This is a genomic window from Pseudoalteromonas sp. US3C1013 (genome assembly GCF_048401115.1).
GTDB classification, from domain to species: Bacteria; Pseudomonadota; Gammaproteobacteria; order Enterobacterales; family Alteromonadaceae; genus Pseudoalteromonas; species Pseudoalteromonas undina.
The window spans coordinates 78,098-102,183 of sequence record NZ_CP183076.1 but is presented as its reverse complement, the minus strand read 5'-3'; the positions used below and the strand labels follow the sequence as shown (position 1 = coordinate 102,183).

Sequence of the window (24,086 nt, the reverse complement as noted above, 5' to 3'; positions counted from 1 at the left end):
TTTAATTTTAACTGGCGATCACACTTTTATTACGACCCGTTTCTTTAGCGTGATAGAGCGCTTTGTCAGCACATTTATATACTTGGTTAATATCATCGCTATGCTGTGGCCAAGTAGCGATACCAATCGATACATTTATATAGCCTACTTTTGCCATCAATGTGGTGGCTACTTGGTTGCGTAAACGCTCAGCAATAACAAATGCACTATCACTATTTTCGTTTGGCAACACCAGTAAAAACTCTTCTCCACCAGTGCGTGCCACAATATCATGCTTGCGCGATAACGACTGTATAATATGAGTAAGGGTTTTTAATACTTCATCACCCGTATCATGGCCAAACGTATCATTAACCCGTTTAAAAAAGTCGATATCAATTTCAAGCACAGCAAACGGTATTTGCTTATCCATTAGGTTTTCAAGCAATATGTTTAAGCCCCGCCTATTATGCGCGCCAGTTAGCGGATCGGTGAGTGCATCTTGACGTAATTGCCCCATTTGCGATTGCAAAGTATGAACGCCTTCTAGCATTGCATGTTTAAGCTGCTGACTTTCAAAGTACCAAGACTTAATACCTTTGAGGTGTTCTACGTTTTTCTTATCGGTTGATAAGTTAGCGCTATCGGCTAACAGTCTTAATGGCTTAGCAATATAGTGAGCTAACATAGCAATTAATAAAAAAGTAATGAGTACTATGGGTAACATTCGCTTAAGCACCTGCCCTTGAAAAGTATCTAGTTTTGCAAGTGTTGTCGCTTCACTTCGCTGGGCAACAATCCCCCAATTCGCGAGCTTAACGGGCGCAAACCCAGCAAGCATAGCTGTTCCTTGACTATTTAAAATCCGAGTGTAACCACGTTCACCTTGCAACACTCGCTCTATTACTGGGTTATTAGATACTTGCTCACCAATGCGCTTAGAATCAGGATGGTAAAGTAAGATTTTGTTATCAGCAACCACATAAAAGTAAGCCCCGCCATCGTAACTATGCTGTTTTAACAAGGCATTTAAAATACTCTGCTGCTCTAAGTAAAAGCTACCACCAATATAACCATAATAATTCCCTGCCAGATCAAACAGAGGATAGGAGACAACAATAATTAAATTATTAGCCAGCGAAATGTAAGGCAGGCTAACCTGCGGCTGCTGCGATTTAAGAGCTTGCTTAGAATGGACTGAATTAACGGTTTTATTAATTATATTTAAAGACACAGGTGAAGCTGCTTTAACCACACCTTGCATGTTAATTGCTACCGAATTAAAGCTATGTGTTTGGTTTAAAAGGCGGTTGGTTTCAGCTTGGAGTAACTCAGTGTTGGTAATATCTTCAGCAATAATACTGGCTGAAAACTCAAGTTGCTGCATTGCTGCTGCTAAAAAGTGCTCAGTTGCTGAAGCTAGCTTACTAGCAAATACATGATTACTTTGCAGGGTATCTTTAATAACTCGTTCTTTTTGAACCTGATAACTAATATATAAACCACTAAACAAAATAGCAGCTGCAGCGGGCATAGCTAACAAAAGAATTAATTGCCTAAGGTTAAAAGTAAATGGTAATCGAAAACGCAACTTAATATCATCCTAAGCAAATAAAAACGACTGCTATGCACTGCATACACAATTAATATAATACATAAATAGAACTAAGTGGCCTAATTTTTGTTATTTTAAGGATAATTAAATCATACGGTTTATATTTGCTGGGTTTTGCAGTTAAGCTCAATAATAGTTAAGCTGCGTGCACTTTATTTTTATTTAGCCTTGGGGTGTGTGTTGCTAAATAAGTACTTGTTATCGTCTTCTCTTTTTTTAATCGGATGTTTCATGCCAATAAAATCTTCTTTTGCCGATTCTGCGCTGTCACTTAAACAGCAACTTGGGCAAAAGCTCATGCTCGATTTGCGCTATTTTTGTGACCAAGGCAGTAGTAAACGCTGCAGAACGCCATTAACCAAACTGCCCGACACTCTTGCAAAAGCAATTAGTCGTTATGATATTGGCGGGGTAATTTTGTTTTCTGAAAATACCCAAAGCATCGAACAAATTATTAGCCTTAATCAGCAACTACAACAAGCTGCATCTGCATCAAAATCAGGCTTACCGCTGTTTATTTCTATTGACCAGGAGGGCGGACGCGTTGCTCGCTTACCTCGCGATGTGGCAACCTCATTCACCGGTAATATGTCAATTGGCGCAACTTACCCTGAGCATGGCACTTATTTCGCAACCCAAACGGCGAACGTATTGGCTACTGAACTCTCAGCGCTTGGCATTAATGTAAATTATGCGCCAACGGTTGATGTGAACATGAATCCTGACAATCCGGTCATTAATGTACGCTCTTTTAGTGAAAACCCCGATGAAGTAGCGGTACTGGGTGCGGCACAAGTTAGTGAATTTGAAAAAAACGGGATTATTAGCGCTATAAAGCACTTTCCAGGACATGGCGATACCAATGTAGATAGCCATACAGGCTTACCTAGAGTGATGCATTCAAAAGAAGTTATTTACGCTCAAGATTTAGCGCCCTTTAAACACATTATTGAGCAGCATAGTCCTGGGATGATAATGACCGCGCATATTCAATACCCTGAGCTTGATAGCAGTACATTAACCAATGTAGAGGGTAAGCAAATGATAAAACCCGCGACCATGTCGCGTAAAATCATGACCGATATTCTTCGTAAAGAGCTTAACTATCAAGGCGTAGTGGTAACCGATGCACTGGATATGGCCGGTATAAGTCATTTTTTCAGCCCTACCCAAGCAGTTGTAAACACTTTTGCAGCTGGGGTTGATATAGCGCTAATGCCAATAGAAATTAGAACGCCTGAGGATATAAATAAACTTGATGCGCTCATTGACTCTTTAATTAGTGCGGTTAAAACAGGGCAACTAGACGCAAATGAAATTGCCCATTCGACGCAGCGTATTACCTCGCTTAAAAGTAAGTTTAAATTAAACGCTTTGCCTAACCCCATTAATGCATTGGCTAATGCAAAACACATTATTGGTAATAAAGCACACCGTGAATTAGAAGCATCTCTGGCATTAGCGGCAATTAGCCAAATAAAAAATAACAATAATACCTTGCCGCTTAAACTTGGCGCTGATCAGCATATTCATATTATTATGCCTGACACCCGCAAGTGCATGGCAATGCAACAAGCAATTAGTGCGTTAAGTTTACAACCACTCAGTTTTAGTTGCAGCAGCTTACAGGGCTTTGACCCAGATGAAGCGCAGCGCAACATAAACCAAGCAAGTATTGTTATTGCTGGCAATGCAACGCCGAACCAAAGTGCCGTGGAAATTGGCGGTATGGATGATTTAGCCGATAACCCAAACTTTGCCTTAAATAACGCAGAGCAACCCAAAGCGCTTGAATCATTACTAAAAATGGCTAAACAAAAAAACACTCCAACGGTATTTATTAGTTTGCGAGCACCGTATGACATTGCTCAATTTGGTAACTATGCTGATGCAGTGCTTGCCTCATACGCTTATAATATTGATGTAGATAAAAACGATCTGGTGTCTGGGCCTGCTTTTACTGCACTGGCAAAAGTATTATTTGGCCAAGCCCCTGCAAAAGGCCAGTTACCAGTCACTATTAAACAATCGAAGAGCCATTAATATGAAACTTAATTGTGATTTAGGCGAGAGCTTTGGTGCATGGCAAATGGGCCTTGATAACGACGTTATGCCACATATTGATATGGCAAATATTGCTTGTGGCTTTCATGCTGGTGATTCGAGTGTAATGGCGCATACCCTAAAGCTAGCTAAACAACATAATGTTATGATTGGCGCTCATCCAAGCTACCCTGATAAACAAGGGTTTGGTAGGCGCTCAATGAGTATGAGTGTGGCTGAGCTCACTCAATGTTTGCACTATCAAATAGCTGCCCTTGATGGCATGGCAAAAGTACAAGGGCTAACCCTTAGCTATGTAAAACCCCATGGTGCGCTGTATAACGACATGATGAACAACCAGCAATTGCTTACCACTGTTATGGGTGCGGTTGCCAGTTACCCTGCTAACTTAAAGTTGATGATACTCGCCACAGCCGATGCCAAGCTACATCAAACAATGGCACGGCACCTTGGGCTCACACTGATATTAGAGGCGTTCGCAGACAGGCAATACACAGACCAAGGGCAATTAGTAGCACGAAATATACCGGGCAGTGTGCATAGCAAAGACGCATTATTAGCTCAGGTTAAGCAGCTTTTAACCGGTAAAAGTGTAACTACTCAATCTGGAAAATCGTTGAAACTAGTTGCTGACAGCATCTGCGTGCATGGCGATAACCCCCAAGGCATTGCAATTATTGAAGAGATAAAAGCGCTTTGCTCAGCCAATAGCTAAAGTTAAAAATACAGATTAAGCTGTAAACCCCCTTTACAGCCTTTGTAACCTCATTGAATTAATGCTCATAGAGTTAATTATGGGCTTCATCGCATTGTGCTGTTAATTTAATAATCCCTCACTTATAACTGTACATAAGTTAACAACAGGGATTAATGATGAAACAGTTTTTAGCACTTAGTTTTATATTTAGCGCAAGCCATTTTGCCAGCGCAAACGACAATACACACACATTACAACTTCAAGATATATTCAACTTAGAATATGCCAACCAAATAGACATCACCGAAGACGGTAAAACAGTGTATTTCGTTCGTAACCGCATGGATATTAAAACCGATCGCAAAGTCGGTAATATTTGGTCTGTTGATTACAACACAGAACAACTACAGCCCTTAACATCAGGTGTATTTATGGACTACTCGCCTGTGTTGTCACCCGATGGGCAGCGCCTTGCGTTTATCTCTAACAGAGATGGCAGTAATCAAATATACATGAAGTGGCTTAAAACTGGAGCTGTGGCAAAAATTAGTAACCTTACTAATACACCTCGCTCAATAACTTGGTCACCTAATTCTAAACACCTAGTGTTTAGTATGTTTGTTCCTGAAATAAGCTCACCTCCTGTCAGTTTGCCTGGCAAACCTAAAGGTGCTAACTGGGCAGAGCCAGCTAAATTTATTGACGATGTTTACTACCGTGCAGATGGCAGTGGCTATAGTCAAAAAGGGTTTAATCAGCTATTTACTCTTAATGCGAATGGCGGCAATGCACAGCAACTCACTGACGATAACTTTGATTACAATGGGGGTGTAAGCTTTAGTAAAAACGGCGAATCACTTTATTTTTCAGCTAATAGACACGCTGAACATGCGCTCAAGCCTACCAATAGTGAAGTGTACCAACTTAATTTAAGCACGTTAAAGATCACCCCACTGACCGACCGTAATGGGCCAGATCAACAACCTCAGGTCTCACCAAACGGTCAGTATCTTGCTTATACTGGCTACGACGACAAACGCACTAACTATGAAAATACTCAGCTTTATATTCGTGATTTAAAAACTGGCGATACTCAAAGCCTGACTAGCGACTTCGATCGCAGCGTTGGCCAAATAAAGTGGAGCGCAAATTCAAAAGGCCTCTATTTTAGCTATGCCGATGAAGGCCAAACCACGCTCGCTTATCAACCTCGAACCGGTAAACGAAAAGTAATTACCGAACAAATAGGAAGTGTGGCGTTTGGGCGACCTTATTCTGGTGGTGATTTTGATATTAGTGAAAATGGCGATATTGCATTTACACTGGCTGATACTCAGCGTCCAGCTGACGTTGCAACAATAAAGCGTGGCACAGTAAAGCGTTTAACTGATTTAAACTCAGATGCACTACAAACTAAACAGCTCGCTAGGGTTGAAGAGCTATGGTTAAAGTCAAGCCACGACGAGTTACCAATACAAGCCTGGGTTGCTTACCCTCTTGGTTTTGATAAATCAAAAAAATACCCACTGGTGCTTGAAATTCACGGTGGCCCTGTTGCTAACTATGGCCCTCACTTTAGTGCCGAAGTACAACTATTTGCCGCTAAAGGAAATGTCGTTTTATACATGAACCCGCGAGGCAGTGACTCTTACGGTAAAGAGTTTGCGCAAACTATTCATCATAATTACCCAAGCAACGATTACGATGATTTAATGACTGGCGTTGACGCGCTAATCGATAAAGGCTTTATTGATGAGTCTAAGTTGTTCGTTACCGGTGGTTCTGGCGGCGGTGTATTAACCGCGTGGATTGTAGGCCATACGGATCGCTTTGCTGCAGCTGTGGTTGCAAAACCAGTGATTAATTGGATCAGCTTTGTACTAACTGCCGACTTCTATCCATTTTTTGCCGATTATTGGTTTCCAGGTAAACCTTGGGACCATATTGAGCATTATATGAAGCGCTCACCAATCAGTTATGTTGGCAATGTTAAAACCCCAACCATGCTACTGACTGGTGAAGCAGACTACCGTACGCCAATTTCAGAAACAGAGCAGTTTTATCAAGCCTTAAAATTGCAGGGTGTTGATACCGCGATGGTGCGCATTCCAAACGCTTCACATGGTATTACTGCCCGTCCATCAAATTTAATGACTAAAGTGGCTTACATTCAGTGGTGGTTTGATAAGCATTCGAAATAAAACGTAGAGTTATGAGTGACGAGCTATACAAGCTCGTTGCTCGAAGCTCACAAGTGTAAACCCCCTTTACAGCAATAATGTGAGTAATCCCTTACATACTTTAGCTAAATATCGGACTTAGTTTCAAGCTGAGTTGGTAAAAATTCGGTTTATACTAACTCAGCTCCTTTGAGTTAGTAAAAATTCGGTTTGAGTCACTGTTTATAAGCCCTCAGTTAGTAAAAAAATGTTTTATAAGCTGCAACAGTTAGTAAAAAATCGGTTTATTACTTTATAAACCCCGGTTAAAAATCTTTAAATTAAGCGTTTATATAGTCAAATTAAGGGTTAGAAAGGCAAATCTACCCTTAATAATGAAGATAATGGCTGTTTTCAAGCTGGTTAGTTAAAACCTGATCTGCTTTTTGAACTAGCTAGTTAAATCGTGATCTATATGCGGTAAAAAGCGGTTAATTTATTGTGTTTACCCGTGTCAAAGCGTAATCAAACTATCAAGCTCTGACTGCCGAGTCATAAACATCCTTTAAATTTAATTTACACTTTTAACCTGCACTGCACCCCTGAATAACTAGCTAGTAAAATACTGATCTATTAAATTTTGTCTTTATGCAGGCATAAAAAAAGGGCCTTGCGGCCCTTAAGTAACACTATCTAGTTGAATTAGAATTGGTTCATGGTGTTAGCTTCACCACCGGCTTTAAGTGCATTCTCACCAGAGAAGTACTCTTTGTGCGTATCGCCAATGTTAGAGCCTGCAAGGTCTTGGTGCTTAACTGACGCTTGCTCACGACGAATTTCTTGACGTTGTACGTCACGTACATAAGCCAGCATACCTAAGTCACCGAAGTAACCTTCAGATAGAATATCTGTGCTTAATGCCGCTGTATGGTACGTTGGCAATGTGATTAGGTGATGGAAAATACCGGCTTCACGTGCGCCATCGCGTTGGAAGTTTTGTACTAATAAGTCAGCGGCTGCTGCAAGCTCTGTTGCATCCATTTCTGGAGCCATAAGCGCTTTGTTGTCATCAATACTTGGGTAAGCGCTTAGATCACGACCTGCTTCTTGCCACTCTTGGTATACTTGCTCACGGAACTTAAGCGTCCAGTTGAACGACGGTGAGTTGTTGTATACTAATTTAGCATCTGGAACTTGTTCTTTAACGCGATTTACCAGCTCTGCAATTTGTTTTACGTGTGGTTTTTCTGTTTCAATCCACAGTAAATCAGCGCCTGACTGTAAGCTAGTTACACAATCTAGTACTACGCGGTCTTTCTCAGTGCCTTCGCGGAACTGGTATAAACCGTTATCTAGGCGTGTAGGCTTACAAAGTTGGCCATTAAGCTTCATTGCCGTTTCGCCTTCATTTAAATCTTCAACGCTGTTTACCGGTGTTGTTTCTAAAAATGCATTGTATTGGCTTGCTAAGTCACCTGGTTTTTGTGAAACCGGTACTTTTTGCGTTAGGCTTGCACCTAGTGAATCGGTACGTGCAACGATAATGCCGTTATCAATACCTAGCTCTAGGAACGCGTAACGTACTGCGTTAATTTTAGCTAAAAAGTCTTCATGAGGAACGGTAACTTTACCTGCTTGGTGACCACATTGCTTAGCATCTGATACTTGGTTTTCGATTTGGATAGCACAAGCACCCGCTTCAATCATCTTTTTAGCAAGTAGGTAAGTCGCTTCTTCGTTACCAAAACCTGCATCAATATCAGCAATGATTGGCACAACGTGCGTTTCAAAGTTATCAATTTTATTAAGCACGGCTTGAACGTCGCCGCCGTTTGCTTTTGCATCGTCTAGCTCATTGAATAAATGGTCAAGTTCACGTGCATCAGCTTGCTTTAAGAAAGTGTAGATTTCTTCAATAAGTGCTGGTACTGATGTTTTTTCGTGCATACTTTGATCTGGAAGTGGGCCAAACTCAGAGCGAAGCGCTGCAACCATCCAGCCACTTAGGTATACGTAGCTGCGTTTAGTTGTTTTTTGGTGACGCTTAATTGCCATCATCATTTGTTGCGCAGTAAAACCATGCCAACAACCTAAAGACTGCGTGTACTGGCTTGTGTCTTTGTCGTATGCCGCCATGTCTTCACGCATAATGTCAGCAGTAAATTGTGCAATATCAACACCAGAGCGAAAACGGTTTTGTAAACGCATGCGAGTTGCGTATTCAGGATTAATAGTTTTCCATGCACTGCCTTGTGATTGGCATAGTGTTGCTAGTGTATCTGTTTCGCCTTGATATGTTGTCATAATAAAGTCCTTCGAACGGGTATTAATATTTATTGTTGAGAGAGTGACTACATCGCGTTAGCTCTGTAGCGCTTAATTAAACATTAGGCTTATTTTTTAGATTTAGTAAATTTATAGTTGTTATTGCGGCTATACATATAGTGAATGGTTAAAAAGCACTCAAAGCGACTTTTTTGCGATATGGTAAGTGTACGCATATAAAAAATGCACTCTGTCGGACCGTTTAAGGATTTTAATTATGAGCCACACTCTCACCCACTCTGGACTCAGCGTTGATAAGCAACTAGCTGAATTTGTTAAAAAACAACTATTACCTGGTACCCATCTAGACGAACACCAGTTTTGGAAAAGCTTTGCTCATATAGTGCAAACACTTACTCCGCTGAACAAGTCGCTACTCGCTAAACGTGAACAATTACAAAAGCAGATTGATGACTACCATGTTGCTAATAAAAACGGTGATCAAGCCCAGTACCAAGCGTTTTTAAAAGACATTGGCTATTTAGTTGATGAACCTGAAGACTTTAATATTGAAACCCAGAATGTAGAGCCAGAAATAGCATTGACTGCAGGGCCACAGTTAGTGGTACCGGTTAGTAATGCCCGTTTTGCTTTAAATGCTGCTAATGCACGTTGGGGTTCACTTTACGATGCACTATACGGCACAGACGTACTCAGTGAAGACGATGGTGCAGAGAAAGGGACTCAATACAACCCAGTGCGCGGCTTTAAAGTAATGGCCTACGCCAGACAGTTTTTAGATAAAGCGCTACCGCTTGAAAATGGCTCGCACATCGAAAGCACTAATTATTCAATTGTGGATGGCGCACTTGCAATTACTTTGCGCGACAGCTCACACACAACACTTAAAAACCCTGAACAACTCGTTGGCTATCAAGGTGAGGCACAAAACCCAAGTGTTATTTTACTTAAAAACAATGGATTACATGTTGAGCTGCAAATAGACCACCATCACCCTATTGGCCAAGCAGATAAAGCTGGGCTAAAAGATGTGGTACTTGAAGCAGCGCTGACCACCATTATGGACTGTGAAGACTCAGTTGCCGCAGTTGATGCCGAAGATAAAGTGCAAGTTTACAAAAACTGGTTGGGCCTAATGCAGGGCAACTTGGTTGAAACGTTTAGAAAAGGCGACAAAATGGTCGACCGTACGTTACAAGCCGATCGCCAATATACAGGCCTTGATGGCCAAAAACTGACCCTAAAAGGGCGCAGTATGATGTTTGTACGTAACGTTGGGCATTTAATGACAAACCCTGCTATTACCGATGTAAGTGGTAATGATGTGTTTGAAGGAATTATGGATGCCATGTTCACCGCAACAGCCGCACTGCACGATTTAAACACTAAAAATGCCATTCAAAACTCAACCGCGCAAAGTATTAATATTGTAAAACCAAAAATGCATGGCCCTGATGAAGTAGCATTTGCTAACACTTTATTTGGCATGGTTGAAGAGGCGCTGAGCTTGCCTAAAAACACCCTAAAAATGGGTATTATGGACGAAGAGCGTCGTACATCTGCTAACTTAAAAGCCTGTATTCATGCTGCTAAAGAGCGTGTTGTATTTATTAACACCGGCTTTTTAGACCGCACTGGTGATGAAATACATACCTCTATGCAAGCGGGTGTTGTACTGCCTAAAGCGGCTATTAAAGCACAGCCTTGGATCAGCGCTTATGAAGATCGTAACGTTGATATTGGCCTAGCCTGTGGTTTAAGCCACAAAGCACAAATTGGTAAAGGTATGTGGGCAATGCCCGATAAAATGGCGATGATGATGGAGCAAAAAGTTGCCCACCCTCAATCAGGTGCAAATACGGCTTGGGTGCCCTCTCCTACTGCCGCTACATTACACGCAATGCACTATCATGATGTTGATGTATTTAGTCTGCAGCAAAGCATTGCCACGCGCCAAATAGCAAGCCTAGAAAGCTTGCTAACACCACCGCTAATGACAAACCCAGAAACACTGTCAAAAGAAGATATTCAAAGTGAGCTTGAAAATAACGCGCAAGGTATTTTAGGTTACGTTGTACGTTGGATTGATCAAGGAATAGGCTGTTCTAAAGTGCCTGACATTAACCATATTGGCTTAATGGAAGATAGAGCCACTCTACGTATCTCAAGCCAGCATATCGCCAACTGGCTGCATCATGGCGTGTGCAGTAAAGAGCTAGTACAAAAAGTGATGGCAAAAATGGCTAAGGTTGTTGATGGCCAAAATGAACATGACAGCCTTTACATTCCCATGGCAACTAATGAGCAAACACTGGCTAAAAGTGTTGCTTATCAAGCCGCTATGGCACTGGTATTTGAAGGGGTTAGCCAACCTAGCGGTTATACTGAGCCGCTACTGCATAGCTACCGCTTAAAATATAAAGCACAGCACTAACTTAAAACTTAACCTAAAAACAAAAAAATCAGCTTTACTAAGCTGATTTTTTATAACGGGTGTGAATAATCACTATTCACTAGTTTTTAAATCACTACGAATTAGTTTTTAATGGTCGCGTTGTGATAAACATTTTGTACGTCATCGCAATCTTCAAGCATATTGATAAATTTATCAAAGTTGGCAATGACTTCTTCATCTGTAATTTCAACATGTACTTGTGGAACGAAGGTAATTTCATCAACTTCAAAGTTAATGCCTTCAAATGCTTCTTCTAATGCCGTTTTAGCTTTAAAGTACTCAGTATGCGGTGCAAATACCGACACCTTGCCATCTTCGGCTTCTACATCAGTCACATCAACGTCAGCCATCATCAGCGCTTCTAACACGACTTCATCGTCGTCACCTGCAAACCCCAAAACAGCAAGGTGATCAAACATATGTGCAACACAACCAGGTGTGCCGATTTTTGAATCTGTTTTAGTAAACGGTAAGCGCACGTCTTTAATAGTACGATTAGGGTTATCGGTTAAACAGTCAACAATCACCATACAATTACCCGGGCCGTAGCCTTCGTACCGTGCAGTTGAGTAATCTTCCCCTGCCCCACCTGCTGCTTTTTCAATTGCTTTTTCGATTACATGCGCAGGGACTTGGTCTTTTTTGGCTTTTTCAATTAAGCGGCGCAATGTTTGATTTACATCGGGGTCGGGTTCACCACTTTTGGCTGCAACGTAAATTTCTTTACCGTACTTTGAATTTACTTTAGTTTTCGCGTTGGCTGTTTTTGCCATCGAACTTTTGCGGACTTCAAATGCTCTGCCCATCTTGTGCCTCTATTGAATACGTTCTGTTTTTGATATTTTACCAATTCAAAGCGTATTGGGCTAGTGGTTCAACATGTTATGCTGCGCAAAAGCAGCGGGGTATTAATTTAAATAATACCCGTTATGCTATTAGCGAAATGAAATACAGTGCAATTTAACATAACTCCACTTTTTCAGCGTAACTTTCAACTAACGACACTAATTCATCAAAAGCATGAATCACAAAGTCGGCTTGCTCGGCATACGCGGGGGTTACATCGGGAGTATATAAACAGGCTCGCATTTTTGCATTATGGGCCGCTTGTATATCATATAAATAATCACCAACGTAAATAACGTTATCAACGGGCATTGACCACTGCCTTGCAATTATTAATAAAGCACTCGGATCGGGTTTGGCTGGAGCTTCAGTTCGAGTGAGTACCGTTTCTATTGGCAATGGGTTGTGTTGCAACTTTAGTGTGGCCGCTTTATCAAAATTACGAGTCACAATAGCCATAGGAATATTCTTTGCTTGCAGAGCGTTAACGGCTTCAACAACGCCAGGTAAAAGGGTCGCCGTTTGCGCATCAAGTAGCTCATGCTGATGCACTATATTCATCGCTTCTTCACGCATATAGGGTGAGGGCAATTGCTCTATATATTCGAGTAGGTCTTGCTCTGCAGGGCAACCTACTTGGGCTTTAATCAATGAAAAATTTAATTCTGATGATACTAAGGTTCCGTCTAAATCAAAAATAACACCTTTGATTGCCTCAATTTGCGTTTTCATTTCATTCCTTGCGCTAAGTTATTAGCTCATTTTGCTGGATTTGCTTTATAAAAAAAGTATATCAATAGACAATTACAAAGAGTTCAGTCCATTGCCCTCTTAGTATAGCTCATTTGATAACACAATAGTTTGGGTTTGAATAACAACTGTTATATCGATTTTACGATGAAGTAAATTAATGCGATCAGCTAATTTATACTGCAAAAAAGTGCGCACCTTATAAAGGTGCACAGTGGGTTAGTTAGTTTCAAATCGTGCTTCAAGCCACGTATCGTCTTGACTAAAGTTTAACGTTTTTACTTTTCCTCGCCCTTCAACATTTACCATATTGACTTGCGCAGGCCATAAATCACGCAATGCGCCATTACTCATCTTAACACCTTCAATCTCATCAGGGATCGTCGCTTCTTGGTAAACCCAAAAGAACTTACCATCCACTTGTGCACCCACGTAATTAAGTGTGAGCGGCTCACCCGTTAAGGTTTGCAAAGCAACGTGAGATTCAACATATTTAGCAAAGCGTTTTTGGTCACGCTTGTTATTGATGATATCCACTTTGCCTTGAAATAAACTGCCAACAGCATGCTCTGTGTCATGTAAGTAAAAGCGATGCATTAATTCAATATTGTGAGTTCGTTGATTAAATAACACCGTGGTAACGGATGATTTTAATTGATGCGCCATACTCGGCGCAGCAATTAAAAAGCAAACAATAATAAGCAAAAATCGCATTATTATTGGTCCTCTTCGTTATTTTTTTCGTCTTTTTTCAGCTCAGTTTTAATATCCTGCATGATATCGCGGCTTACTTTTGCTTTACTCTTTTCACGTTTGTAGACTTCAATACGCGAAGGAATAATACGACGTGGGTAGTAATTATTTTCTACATTCACATCTGCCGTTTCCCAGCCTGGATCGACCGTTACTGAGGTGAGCGGTTTGTTTTTGTCGGTAATAATCAGTTTTTGTACGTTTTTGTGGTTACGGCGCCAAATTTCTGCAGGAATGTAACGCTCTTCTTTAGTGCCATCTTCATAAGTTAGCTCTAAAAGAATCGGCATCACAAGGCCGCCTAGATTTGAAAACTCCATAACATAGTAGTTTTTGTCTTCTTCTAATGCGCGATCGAGTGTTTTACGCTCCCACGGTTTTAAGCCTTTTAAAAATTTGTTGTACGAATTACGCTCTTTATTAGTAACCGTAAAGCGATCGTTTTCGTCATAAAAATCGGTTACATCTGGATTTTTCTCAACCCAGGTTTTTTTACCTTCGGCTCGATTACGCTCAACAAATAATGAGCTTGGCTTATTCGCTTCAATATCACGTAAACGATTAAAGTCGATATCAGGGTTTTTTGTGTCTAACCGTAATTGATATACTTTATCAAGCGAGATATCAACATGGTCTGTAGTGTAGAACCAACCACGCCAGAACCAATCTAAATCAACACCTGACGCTTCTTCCATAGTACGGAAAAAATCTGCCGGAGTAGGGCGCTTATATTTCCAGCGCTGAGCATATTCTTTAAACGCAAAATCAAATAATTCACGACCTAAAATAACTTCACGTAAAATATTTAATGCCGCGGCTGGTTTAGTATAGGCATTAGGCCCTAAACGAAGCACACTGTCTGATTGCGTCATAATTGGCACTTGAGTTTCAGACTTCATGTACGCCACAATATCACGTGGCTCAACACCCCAAGGAATGGTTGGATCCCATTCACGCCCAGCAACACCATCTAAAAAGCTATTTAAACCTTCATCCATCCAGGTCCACTGACGCTCATCTGAGTTTACAATCATAGGGAAATAAATATGCCCCACTTCGTGGATAACAACGCCGATTAAAAAGCGCTTTTCTGCTTGAGAATAAGTACGCGAGCCATCGTCTTGTAAATCTGTACGTGGACCATTAAAAGTGATCATTGGGTATTCCATACCCCCTACTGGGCCATTGACTGACTGTGCAGTTGGGTACGGGTAATCAAATGAGTATTTTGAATATACTTCCATGGTATGTACCACAGATTCAGTTGAATACTTCTTCCATAAATCGCCACCTTCTTTAGGGAAAAACGACATAGCCATAACCAGTGGTTGCTCATTCCCCCCTTGTTGGTAACCTTTAGCATCCCACATAAATTTACGTGACGACGCCCATGCAAAATCACGGACATTCTCTGCTTTAAAATGCCATGTTTTTGTTTTGTCTGTACCTGCTTTTTCGTTTTCGAGCGCTTCTTCTTCAGTAACTACAAATACAGGACGTTTTGCTGTTTCAGCTTTTTTTAAACGCTTGCGCTGAGTACTGGTTAAAACTGAGCTAGGGTTATCAAGCTTACCGGTTGCCGATACAATATGATCTGCAGGAACCGTAATTTCAACGTCGTAGTCGCCAAATTCCAAGGTGAATTCACCGCTACCTAGAAATGGTTTGTTGGTCCATGCTTCGTAATCGGTATACGCAGCTAAACGAGGGAACCACTGTGCCACTAGGAAAATATCGTTACCGTCTTCTTCAAAGTGTTCATAACCTGCACGTGCACCTACCGCATCTTCTTCAACCAAGTTAAACGCGAAGTCCATGCTAAACTCAACATCTTTACCCGGTTTAAGTGGCGTGTTTAAATCTATACGCATTAGAGTATCAACAACCGTTACACGCAGCGCTTTACCATCTTCATCTTTAACATTGCTAATGGTGTAACCTAGCTCATTGTCGTTCATAAACTGCTGACGACGTAAATCACCTAAGCTTAATTTAGCAGGCTTGGCATCAGGTTCGTTTTGTAGGGTACTTTTAAAAGTTTGCGTGGTTTCTGCAATCGAGTCATTTTTAAAAATGTTTTGATCAAGCTGTAGCCATAAATATTTAAGCGTATGCGGTGAGTTATTTTTGTATTCAATTGTTTGACTCCCCGTTAAACGACGCTTTTGCTCATCAAGCTTTACATCAATATCGTAATCAACGCGTTGTTGCCAGTAATTTTCTGCTGGTGCACCTGCGGCACTGCGGTAAACATTAGGGGTAGGCAAAGCTTCATCTAGTTGACGAAACTTATCAACATAGCTGCCTTTAGTCTGTTCAACAGATGAGGCCATCACAGAGCTCGCCATTGCCAAAGGCAATACAAACGAACTCAATGTAAATAAATTTTTCTTCATTGTTAATCCTGATCGATTTTAGTGACGCTACTGTGACAAATTTACAGCTAAGCTTCAATAAAATAGCGATAAAACCCTGCTTTTATAGGGTGATATTCCACACTTTTATATGAATATAAAAAACACGGTTTTACACAACAACATTTAACTAAATTGTTTAGCAATTTACATAAAAAACTAAGCTGTAAAGGGGGTTTACAAAATAGGCTGAGTTTCACTAAAAGTAGAGATAAAATGAAAAAACACAGCTATTTTCATTAAAAATACTAAAAAACGCAGTTTTAGGTTGATCTTTACTATGGTTTGTAATTAGAATCGCCCACTTTTTTAATTTGAGGGTACTTTTTTAGTGTTTCTCTCAAATATTTTTTGTTCTAACTAGTCGTATTAAGTGTGGTGAGTTTATGGATTTTTATGTCCTAAAAAAGCAGCAAAAACTAATTGCAATACCAGCAGACGTGCAAAATTGTAAGCAGTATATTAACTCAGGCTACCTGTATATTGATAAAGTGGCTGCTTGTAATGAAACAAACGCACTAGCAGTATTACAGGCCAAAAAAGCGAAGGCATTAAAGTGGCCTTTAACAATAGCCCTTGCTGCTTTGCCAGTTATTTTTATTGCTTGGTATACTTTAACCTAAAGCGATACTTGCATCTTTAATTGCCTTGGGTATATTGGCGCTCTTATGGTTTTTTAAGAGCGCAAAATGAAAGTTCTTCACACTTCAGACTGGCACTTAGGTCAGCAATTTTATGAACATGATCGCCGTCATGAACATCATGCTTTTTTCTCTTGGTTATTAACCACCCTCGTTAGCCAACAAATCGATTTATTGCTTGTTGCAGGCGACATTTATCATACCGCCACCCCCAGTGCTAGCGCCGAAAACCAACTCTATCAATTTATAAAAAATGCCAAAGCACAGTGTCCGCAATTACACGTGGTTATAATTGCTGGCAATCATGACTCTGCTAATCGTATTTTGGCTGCTCAGCCTTTATTAGCCCAGTTTGATACCCATGTTGTAGGCCGGTTTGATCCCGCCAATCCAAATGACGTGGTAATAACAATTAATGATAACGACAAACACGCTGTAGTAATCGCTATGCCGTTTTTACGAACCAGCGATATAAGTACGCTTAGCCAGAGCGAGGGTGGCCCTAGTTACGCACAAGGCGTTGCTAAAGCTTACCAACTAGCATTTGAACATGCATTAACGCTTACCGATGAAAGTACGCCTTTAATTGTTATGGGTCACTTGCATGCCAAAGGTGGAAATATTTCTGGTGACTCTGAGCGTAACTTAGTTATTGGCGGTGAAGAAGCCATTTCAGCGTCAGTATTTGGTAAGCATGCCAATTACGTAGCGCTAGGGCATTTACACAAAGCGCAGTTAGTGGCTAAAAATGAGCATATTCGCTACAGCGGTACGCCTATTCCAATGTCGTTTTCAGAAAGGAAATACACCCATCAAGTCAATGTGGTTAAGTTTAACGGACAAAAAGACCAACCGCTAAGCACTACTGTAAACCCCCTTTACATTCCTAGGCTCGCTGAAGTAATTGTATTACCCGAGGGGGAGTGCGTCCCTTTAGCCAAGCTATGCGAGCAAATAAAAGCACTCGATACACAACAATACGAAATAGCGCCATATTTACGAGTAAAGCTAAAATCCAGTGATATCGATACCACTTTTCGTGAACAAATTGAACAAGCACTAAAAGGCAAGCAGGTTAACTTTTGTGGTATAGAACGGGTACGCGATCAGCAAGTGAATAATTCTTCAGAAACGGTATTTGAGGATTTAAGCTTTGTGGAAATGCTCAACCCAATTAATTTGCTCGAACAAGCCTTTAATAACGACAAAGATATGGCTGGCGAAACTGTTCCCAGTGAATTAAAAGCACTATTAACCGACGTTATTGATGAACTTGAACAGGAGCAGCTACTATGAAAATAACCGCCGTGCGTATTCATAACTTAGCCTCCATTGCTGATGCCGAAATCGACTTTTTAGCATCCCCACTCAAAGACGCAGGTTTATTTGCTATTACAGGTGACACCGGCGCGGGAAAAAGTACCGTACTTGATGCCATTTGTTTAGCGCTTTATACGAAAACTGCTCGTTTGAAAGGCGACAAAGGTAACCTAATTGATTTTAACGGCGACAACATAAAGCTTAACGATGCCCGCAATTTATTGCGCCGTGGGAAATGGGAAGGCTATGCGGAAGTGGACTTTAGCGGGCAAGATCAGCAACTTTATAGAGCACGCTACAGTATTCAACGCACGCATAAAAAAGTAACCGGCAAACTAAAAGTGGCAGAGCATACTTTGCATAGCTTACCTGATGAAACCTTAATTGCCGACAAAAGCACCACCATCAAAGCCATTGAAAATAAAATAGGCCTCACTTTTGAGCAATTCTCCCGTGCAGTGCTACTAGCACAACATGAGTTTGCCGCCTTTTTAAAAGCCACCGGCGATGAGCGCGCACAACTTTTAGAGTGCCTTACTGGCACCGATAAATTTAGTCGAATTGGTCAACGTATATTTGAGCGTAATAAAGCAGTTAAAGATAAATTTGAATTACTAACAGCCAGCTTAGCCAGTTATGCGTTATTGTCTGATGAAGAGCTAAGTGAGAAGAAGCACACTCTTGATGAACTAAAAAAACAAACTGAACACATAAAAACAACGTTGGCCAGCACAGAGCAGGGTATTAATTGGTATAAACAAGCACACAGTTTAGAGCAAGCATTAACAGCCGCTCAACAAAACGAGCAACAAGCAAGTGATGCACTAAATGCGGTTAAAGCACAAACTGAGCAAGCAAAACAAGCACAAAGTGCGCTTGAAATTAAAGATAATCGCCAGCGCTTTAAAAGCTTAACGGTGCAAAACAGCCAGTTAAATTCGCAAATTAAGGAATTAAACGCGCTGGATCATGCCGCGCTTATTAATGAACAAGCAAGTAAGGTTAAAAAACAACAAAGCGAATTAGCAACAGCAAAACAACAACAACAAACAGCTGAACCAGTCATAACAAAAGCACGTGAGCTCGACAGTCAATTAGCTATTTTTACGCAAAGTATAACAAGCCTGACACAACAAAAAGCCAAAGAGCAGCAACAACTAAACGAGTTACAACAGCAGCTACAACAAAATAATCTCAGCGTGGAGCAGGCAACAACACAAAGCACTCACCATCAGCAGTGGTTACAAGAAAACAATCAACTAAAGCCATTGGCCACTGATTGGAACTATTTTAGTCACAGCTTTAAGCAGTTTTTTAATACCACAACGCAATTAAAAACACTCGAGCAACAAAAGCAAACTATTACTTTGCAGCTAAGCACTCTCGCTACCAAGCTCAACGAGCAAAATAAACAGTTAGAACATGCAGAGCACGCACTAAGCACTGAACAACAAAATCTAAATAAGCTCACCCAACAGCAAGAGCAATTCAATATTGAGCAGTGTGATAATCAGCTTAAAAATATTGATTATTTAAAAGAGCAACGAGCGCGTTATAAGCAATTTAATCAAGAACTAAAGCACACAGTGCAGCAACAAAGTACTACAGCAGAAAAGCTAACTCAGAGTGAACAAACTAACATCACACTGCGTGAGCAATTAAGCAGAAAAGAGCAAGCACTTAAACACACCGAGCAATCGCTTAATCAAGCACGGCTGCGTGCGAGTGAACATGTTGAACATTTACGCGCACAACTACTGCCTAATGAGGCATGTGCGGTTTGTGGAGCCACTGAGCACCCGTTTGCAAACAATCAAAGCCAACCTTTTAATAACTTAATAACCGACTTTGAAAATACTTATACTGGCGCTAAGCAGCAGCACTTAGATGCACAAACCCAGCTACATCAACATCAAACGCAGCATGCTGTTTTAGTCGCAGAGCATAAGCAGCAAAGCCAAGCGATTGCTGATGCCCAAGCCAAAATGTTAGACATTAAAAACACCATGCAAGCGGCTAAAACAGATCTTAATGACTTGAGCGTTGAGCAGCTTGATGACACCCATAAACAATTAAGCGAGCAAAAAGCGCAGTACTTTGCAGCACAAAAACAACAAAGCCAGTTGCAAGAAACGGTTAACCAACTGCAAAACACGGTTAAAAAAGAACAGACTGCTCAGCAACAATTAAATACCCAGCATGTTGAACTGAACAATCAGCTCACCATGCTTAATAATAAGCACCAGGAATTGCTGAGCCAACGCGAAGCACTTATAAGTGAGCTGAATTCTCATTTTGAAAACAGTCAATTTTGGCAAACATTGCAAACTGGCGCGTTAACGCTAAGCGAGCTAGGTGAGCAAGTAGAGCAGTATCAACATCAGCAACTACAACTTGAGCAAACTCAAAAGCAATTAGACAGCGCTAATTTACAGCTGCAGCAACTAACTCCCCTTATTACTAAAGCTGAGCAGCAAATTAGCACGCTCAACGACGATTTAACTAAAGCACAGCAACAACACAACAATACTCAGCAACAGCGCTTAGCGTTATTCGATAACCAAACGATCAGCGCTGATGACTACCAGGCTCAGCTGAATAGGCAAGTAGAGCAGTGTCAGGGTGAATTAAATCAGAGTCAACAGGCACACGATAGCGCCGTAAAACAGCGCGATGAGCACACTATTACGCTTAAAAACCTTGAGCAGCGCTTCGCCGATAACAGCCAAGAGCTAACCACACTTGAAAGACGCTATAGTGCTTGGTTTGAAGAATTTAGCGCGCTTTATGCTGATATTAGCCATCAGCAAATCGAGATGCTACTGGCTATAAGTAATGACGATATTAAAGAGCAGCTAAAGCATAGCGAGCAGTTATCTCAAGCATTAGTTGATGCTCATGCCGCGCTAAAACAACAGCAAAATGCCAATGAGCAGCATCAGCAAAATAATAAGCCAGCACACAGCGAAGCACAGTTAATTGAGCAACAAACTCAATTAACTGTGCAGCAAACACAATTACACAATAACTTACTTACGATTAATACTGCCATCGAGCAGCACAACCAAAATGCAAAAGCTCTTGAGGGCAAGCAGGCTGAGCTAAGCAAGCTTAAACAACAAGTAGAACAATGGCATTTACTTAATAAAGTGCTCGGTGATGCAACCGGCAAAACAATGCGTAATTTAGCGCAAACACAAACACTAAAAATATTGCTGCATTATGCTAATAGCCATTTAAAAACGCTGAATAAGCGTTACGAACTCACAGCAATAGCTGATTCACTTGATATAGCGATTATTGACCGCGATATGGCCGATGAACAACGTTCTGTAAACACACTCTCTGGCGGAGAATCATTTTTAGTATCGTTAGCACTTGCATTAGGGCTGGCTTCTTTATCTTCAAACAAAGTGCAAATTAACTCGTTATTTGTTGACGAAGGCTTTGGTACACTAGATAGTGAAACACTTAGTATTGCAATGGACGCGCTAGATTCACTGCAAGCGCAAGGTAGAAAGGTCGGTGTGATTTCACATGTAAGTGAAATGAGCGAACGCGTTGCAACGCAAATTCATGTCGCTAAAAAACCGGGTGGATACTCCACCATAAACGTAATTTAAGGAAATAGTATGCCCACTTTTACAGGCGAAGAAGCACAAGAGTATGATAACCGTATTACCCGTTTAGTCCCAGGTTACGAGCTATTACATCAACTAACCAACGCACAGCTAAGCGCTACGTTAACTGATAACGCCCATATTTTAGTGGTAGGCGCAGGTACAGGTAAAGAAATCGCAGCGCTGGCGAATCTTAATTCTACATGGCAGTTTACCGCTCAAGATACCTCGGCCGACATGTTAGCCATTGCTAAGCAACGCTTTATAGAGCAAGGTATTGATGCACGTATCAGCATTGAGTGCCAACCAGTAGATAAATTAAAAGTTAAAGCCGACGCGGTATTATGTTTATTGGTGATGCATTTTGTTGAAGATAACGGCGATAAGAAGCAGTTATTAAAGGGGATTAAAAATAATCTTAAAAAATCTGCACCAGTATTTATTGCTGATTTAATGCGCCCAGAAACCCCGTTTGAACGAGAGGCACAACTTAATACATGCAAAGAGCTTGGCCTTAGTGAAGCAGGAAAAACGCAAATGGCACATAACTTAGAGCGTGAGTTTTACCCGCTTGATCGGATGCGTTTTAGTGAGTTACTTAATGAATGTGGCTTTGGCATTCCAAAACTGTACTTTAAAGCACTTGGTTTTAGTGGGTACGTGGTATAAATTTTTTGCAAAAAAAAAGCTAATATCGTATTGATATTAGCTTTATCGCTTAACGTTAGTTTAGCGTGGTGAGTGCGCTTTAAAGCCCACTCCCTTTAAATTAGATGCAAACGATGTTTTCAGCTTGCGGGCCTTTTTGACCTTGAGTTACGCTGAACTGTACTTTTTGGCCTTCAGCTAAAGTTTTGAAACCGTCGCCTGAGATTGCGCTGAAATGTGCGAAAACGTCTGGGCCAGACTCTTGCTCAATAAAACCAAAACCTTTAGCTTCGTTGAAAAATTTTACAGTACCAGTAGTTGTATTAGACATAATAATATCCTAAAAAAATAAATAAAAAATTGCCTTAAAATAGGCGTTTAACAGGAAGAAAACAAACATTTAACTTGAGGATATCGCGAAGGATTATTACTAATAACAACGTGGTACTTACAAATAAACTGGGCTTTCTATCAACCCGATGGCAAGCAGAATAACAGCAATACAGTTTATAACAAGCTTTATTTATACTTTATTTTTATATACAACTGTAAAGCCTCTCATAATAGGCTTTACAGCGTCATCGGCTTAACTTTTTAAACTTCGTGTTAAAACGTAACCTGTTAAAAGTGCAAATTACGCGCTCTTACAATATCTTTCATTACAATGGTTGAGGTTAAACGTTGTACACCTGGTAGGGCTGATAGCTTGTCATCGTAGAGTTGCTGAAACGCGGCTAAATCTTTAGTAACGACATGTAACAGGTAATCAGGTGTACCGAATAGCCGCTGAGCATTGGTGATCTGAGGAATAGCATCCACTGCTTGCTCTAATTTGCTTAACGACACTTTATCGCCCTCTTTAATAGTAATAAATACTAACGCAGAAAAGTTTAAACCCACTTTCTCAGGTGATATTTCGGTGCGGTAACCCACAATTGCTTTGCTTTTCTCAAGCTCTTTAACACGACGGTGACAGGGCGACACGCTTAGCCCAACACGATCAGCCAATTCAGAGAGGGTAAGTCTGCCATCAACTTGTAATTCGGCAAGAATTTTCCTATCCATGGTATCCATAGTTAATTATTTCCTAAAATGAACGCTTATATTAGTAAAATACAGTAACTTTTACTCATCAGAAAGAAATAAAATAGCTACTCACTTATTTTAGGTTATGGCGCTATGGATATTAATATTATTTTTTCTTTTTGGCTGGTATCAATTTTGTTTGTTCTCACCCCTGGTGCAGATTGGGCTTATACAATTAGTGCAGGAATAGCAGGCGATAAAATTGTTCCTGCGGTGTCAGGGTTAATACTTGGGCATTTAATGGCCAGTTTAATTGTGGTGGTAGGGTTAGGTGCGCTATTAGCATCACATGCTATTTTTATAAAGCTGTTAACCTTGTTCGGCGCTTTATACATAATTTGGATTGCTACATCACTGTACCGATTTCCTCCTATGCCTGCTGCCTATAACGATGGCCAACAACACACCTCAGACACCCCTCTAAAGTGGATGAGAAAGGGTTTTATTATTAGTGGTTTAAACCCTAAAGTAATGCTGTTATTTTTAGCCTTGTTACCACAGTTTGTGTTGCCAACTTTATCGTTTTCTATCACTGAACAATTGCTGGTACTGAGTGTAATTCATTTAGTAGGCTGTGCGTTGGTGTATTGGTTAATAGGGATAAGTGCCAGAAAAATCCTTAGTAACAATCCCGCATTGTCGCTTAAGTTTGGGCGTGCATCGGCATGTGTACTGTTTATTTTGGGCTCACTAATGCTAGTTGATAGCGCACAAAAACTAACTCACGTCGTGTAACAGTAGCAAAAAAGAAAG

Annotated in this window: 17 protein-coding genes; 9 read left to right on the top strand and 8 right to left on the bottom strand. The window is 40.7% G+C overall.

The window, feature by feature from the left end:
• Positions 1-7: 7 nt before the first annotated feature.
• Positions 8-1,513 (bottom strand): sensor domain-containing diguanylate cyclase, encoded by a 1,506-nt coding sequence (locus tag ACNSN2_RS15915; protein WP_418609831.1) that lies wholly within the window; start codon positions 1,511-1,513, stop codon positions 8-10.
• 312 nt (positions 1,514-1,825) lie between these two features.
• Between ACNSN2_RS15915 and ACNSN2_RS15910 the strand changes: the two genes are divergently transcribed.
• From ACNSN2_RS15910 to ACNSN2_RS15900, 3 genes are all read left to right on the top strand, one after another.
• Positions 1,826-3,637, top strand: coding sequence for a glycoside hydrolase family 3 N-terminal domain-containing protein (locus tag ACNSN2_RS15910; protein WP_418609125.1), 1,812 nt, complete (start codon positions 1,826-1,828; stop codon positions 3,635-3,637).
• 1 nt (position 3,638) lies between these two features.
• Positions 3,639-4,373, top strand: coding sequence for a 5-oxoprolinase subunit PxpA (locus ACNSN2_RS15905; protein ID WP_109875040.1), 735 nt, complete (start codon positions 3,639-3,641; stop codon positions 4,371-4,373).
• Between the two features lie 158 nt (positions 4,374-4,531).
• A complete protein-coding gene (locus ACNSN2_RS15900) occupies positions 4,532-6,556 on the top strand; it encodes a S9 family peptidase (RefSeq protein ID WP_418609127.1) in 2,025 nt (674 codons plus the stop codon).
• Positions 6,557-7,216: 660 nt separating this feature from the next.
• Here the strand turns inward: ACNSN2_RS15900 and ACNSN2_RS15895 are convergent.
• On the bottom strand, positions 7,217-8,818 hold the full coding sequence (locus ACNSN2_RS15895) for an isocitrate lyase (protein ID WP_008110760.1): 1,602 nt from the start codon (positions 8,816-8,818) through the stop codon (positions 7,217-7,219).
• Between the two features lie 238 nt (positions 8,819-9,056).
• Between ACNSN2_RS15895 and ACNSN2_RS15890 the strand changes: the two genes are divergently transcribed.
• Entirely contained in the window at positions 9,057-11,234 is a 2,178-nt protein-coding gene (locus ACNSN2_RS15890; RefSeq protein ID WP_418609129.1) for a malate synthase G, read from the top strand.
• A 101-nt stretch (positions 11,235-11,335) separates the two neighbouring features.
• On the opposite strand, the gene ACNSN2_RS15885 is transcribed toward ACNSN2_RS15890, so the two are convergent.
• From ACNSN2_RS15885 to ACNSN2_RS15870, 4 genes are all read right to left on the bottom strand, one after another.
• Positions 11,336-12,061, bottom strand: coding sequence for a YebC/PmpR family DNA-binding transcriptional regulator (locus ACNSN2_RS15885; RefSeq protein ID WP_010388706.1), 726 nt, complete (start codon positions 12,059-12,061; stop codon positions 11,336-11,338).
• 154 nt (positions 12,062-12,215) lie between these two features.
• The gene (locus ACNSN2_RS15880) at positions 12,216-12,833 is read right to left on the bottom strand and encodes an HAD family hydrolase (protein WP_418609131.1); all 618 of its coding nucleotides are present in this window, start codon (positions 12,831-12,833) and stop codon (positions 12,216-12,218) included.
• A gap of 237 nt (positions 12,834-13,070) precedes the next feature.
• On the bottom strand, positions 13,071-13,565 hold the full coding sequence (locus tag ACNSN2_RS15875; protein ID WP_010388709.1) for a DUF6702 family protein: 495 nt from the start codon (positions 13,563-13,565) through the stop codon (positions 13,071-13,073).
• Positions 13,566-13,567: 2 nt separating this feature from the next.
• On the bottom strand, positions 13,568-16,000 hold the full coding sequence (locus tag ACNSN2_RS15870) for a M1 family metallopeptidase (protein ID WP_418609133.1): 2,433 nt from the start codon (positions 15,998-16,000) through the stop codon (positions 13,568-13,570).
• Between the two features lie 404 nt (positions 16,001-16,404).
• On the opposite strand from ACNSN2_RS15870, the gene ACNSN2_RS15865 reads away from it, so the two are divergent.
• The 4 genes from ACNSN2_RS15865 (at position 16,405) to ACNSN2_RS15850 (ending at position 22,268) form a co-directional block, all read left to right on the top strand.
• On the top strand, positions 16,405-16,641 hold the full coding sequence (locus ACNSN2_RS15865; protein ID WP_010388711.1) for a hypothetical protein: 237 nt from the start codon (positions 16,405-16,407) through the stop codon (positions 16,639-16,641).
• 66 nt (positions 16,642-16,707) lie between these two features.
• A complete protein-coding gene (locus tag ACNSN2_RS15860) occupies positions 16,708-17,955 on the top strand; it encodes an exonuclease SbcCD subunit D C-terminal domain-containing protein (protein WP_418609135.1) in 1,248 nt (415 codons plus the stop codon).
• A complete protein-coding gene (locus ACNSN2_RS15855) occupies positions 17,952-21,602 on the top strand; it encodes an SbcC/MukB-like Walker B domain-containing protein (protein WP_418609137.1) in 3,651 nt (1,216 codons plus the stop codon). Before ACNSN2_RS15860 ends, ACNSN2_RS15855 begins: the two co-directional genes overlap by 4 nt.
• A gap of 9 nt (positions 21,603-21,611) precedes the next feature.
• Positions 21,612-22,268 carry a class I SAM-dependent methyltransferase gene (locus tag ACNSN2_RS15850; protein WP_055012635.1) on the top strand — a complete coding sequence of 219 codons (657 nt, stop codon included), beginning with the start codon at positions 21,612-21,614 and terminating at the stop codon, positions 22,266-22,268.
• A 100-nt stretch (positions 22,269-22,368) separates the two neighbouring features.
• On the opposite strand, the gene ACNSN2_RS15845 is transcribed toward ACNSN2_RS15850, so the two are convergent.
• Positions 22,369-22,578 carry a cold-shock protein gene (locus tag ACNSN2_RS15845; protein ID WP_008110773.1) on the bottom strand — a complete coding sequence of 70 codons (210 nt, stop codon included), beginning with the start codon at positions 22,576-22,578 and terminating at the stop codon, positions 22,369-22,371.
• Positions 22,579-22,868: 290 nt separating this feature from the next.
• The gene (locus tag ACNSN2_RS15840; protein ID WP_226916194.1) at positions 22,869-23,312 is read right to left on the bottom strand and encodes an Lrp/AsnC family transcriptional regulator; all 444 of its coding nucleotides are present in this window, start codon (positions 23,310-23,312) and stop codon (positions 22,869-22,871) included.
• Between the two features lie 114 nt (positions 23,313-23,426).
• Here ACNSN2_RS15840 and ACNSN2_RS15835 point away from each other — a divergent pair, with 114 nt between their 5' ends.
• Entirely contained in the window at positions 23,427-24,068 is a 642-nt protein-coding gene (locus tag ACNSN2_RS15835) for a LysE family translocator (protein WP_055012637.1), read from the top strand.
• Positions 24,069-24,086: the final 18 nt, after the last annotated feature.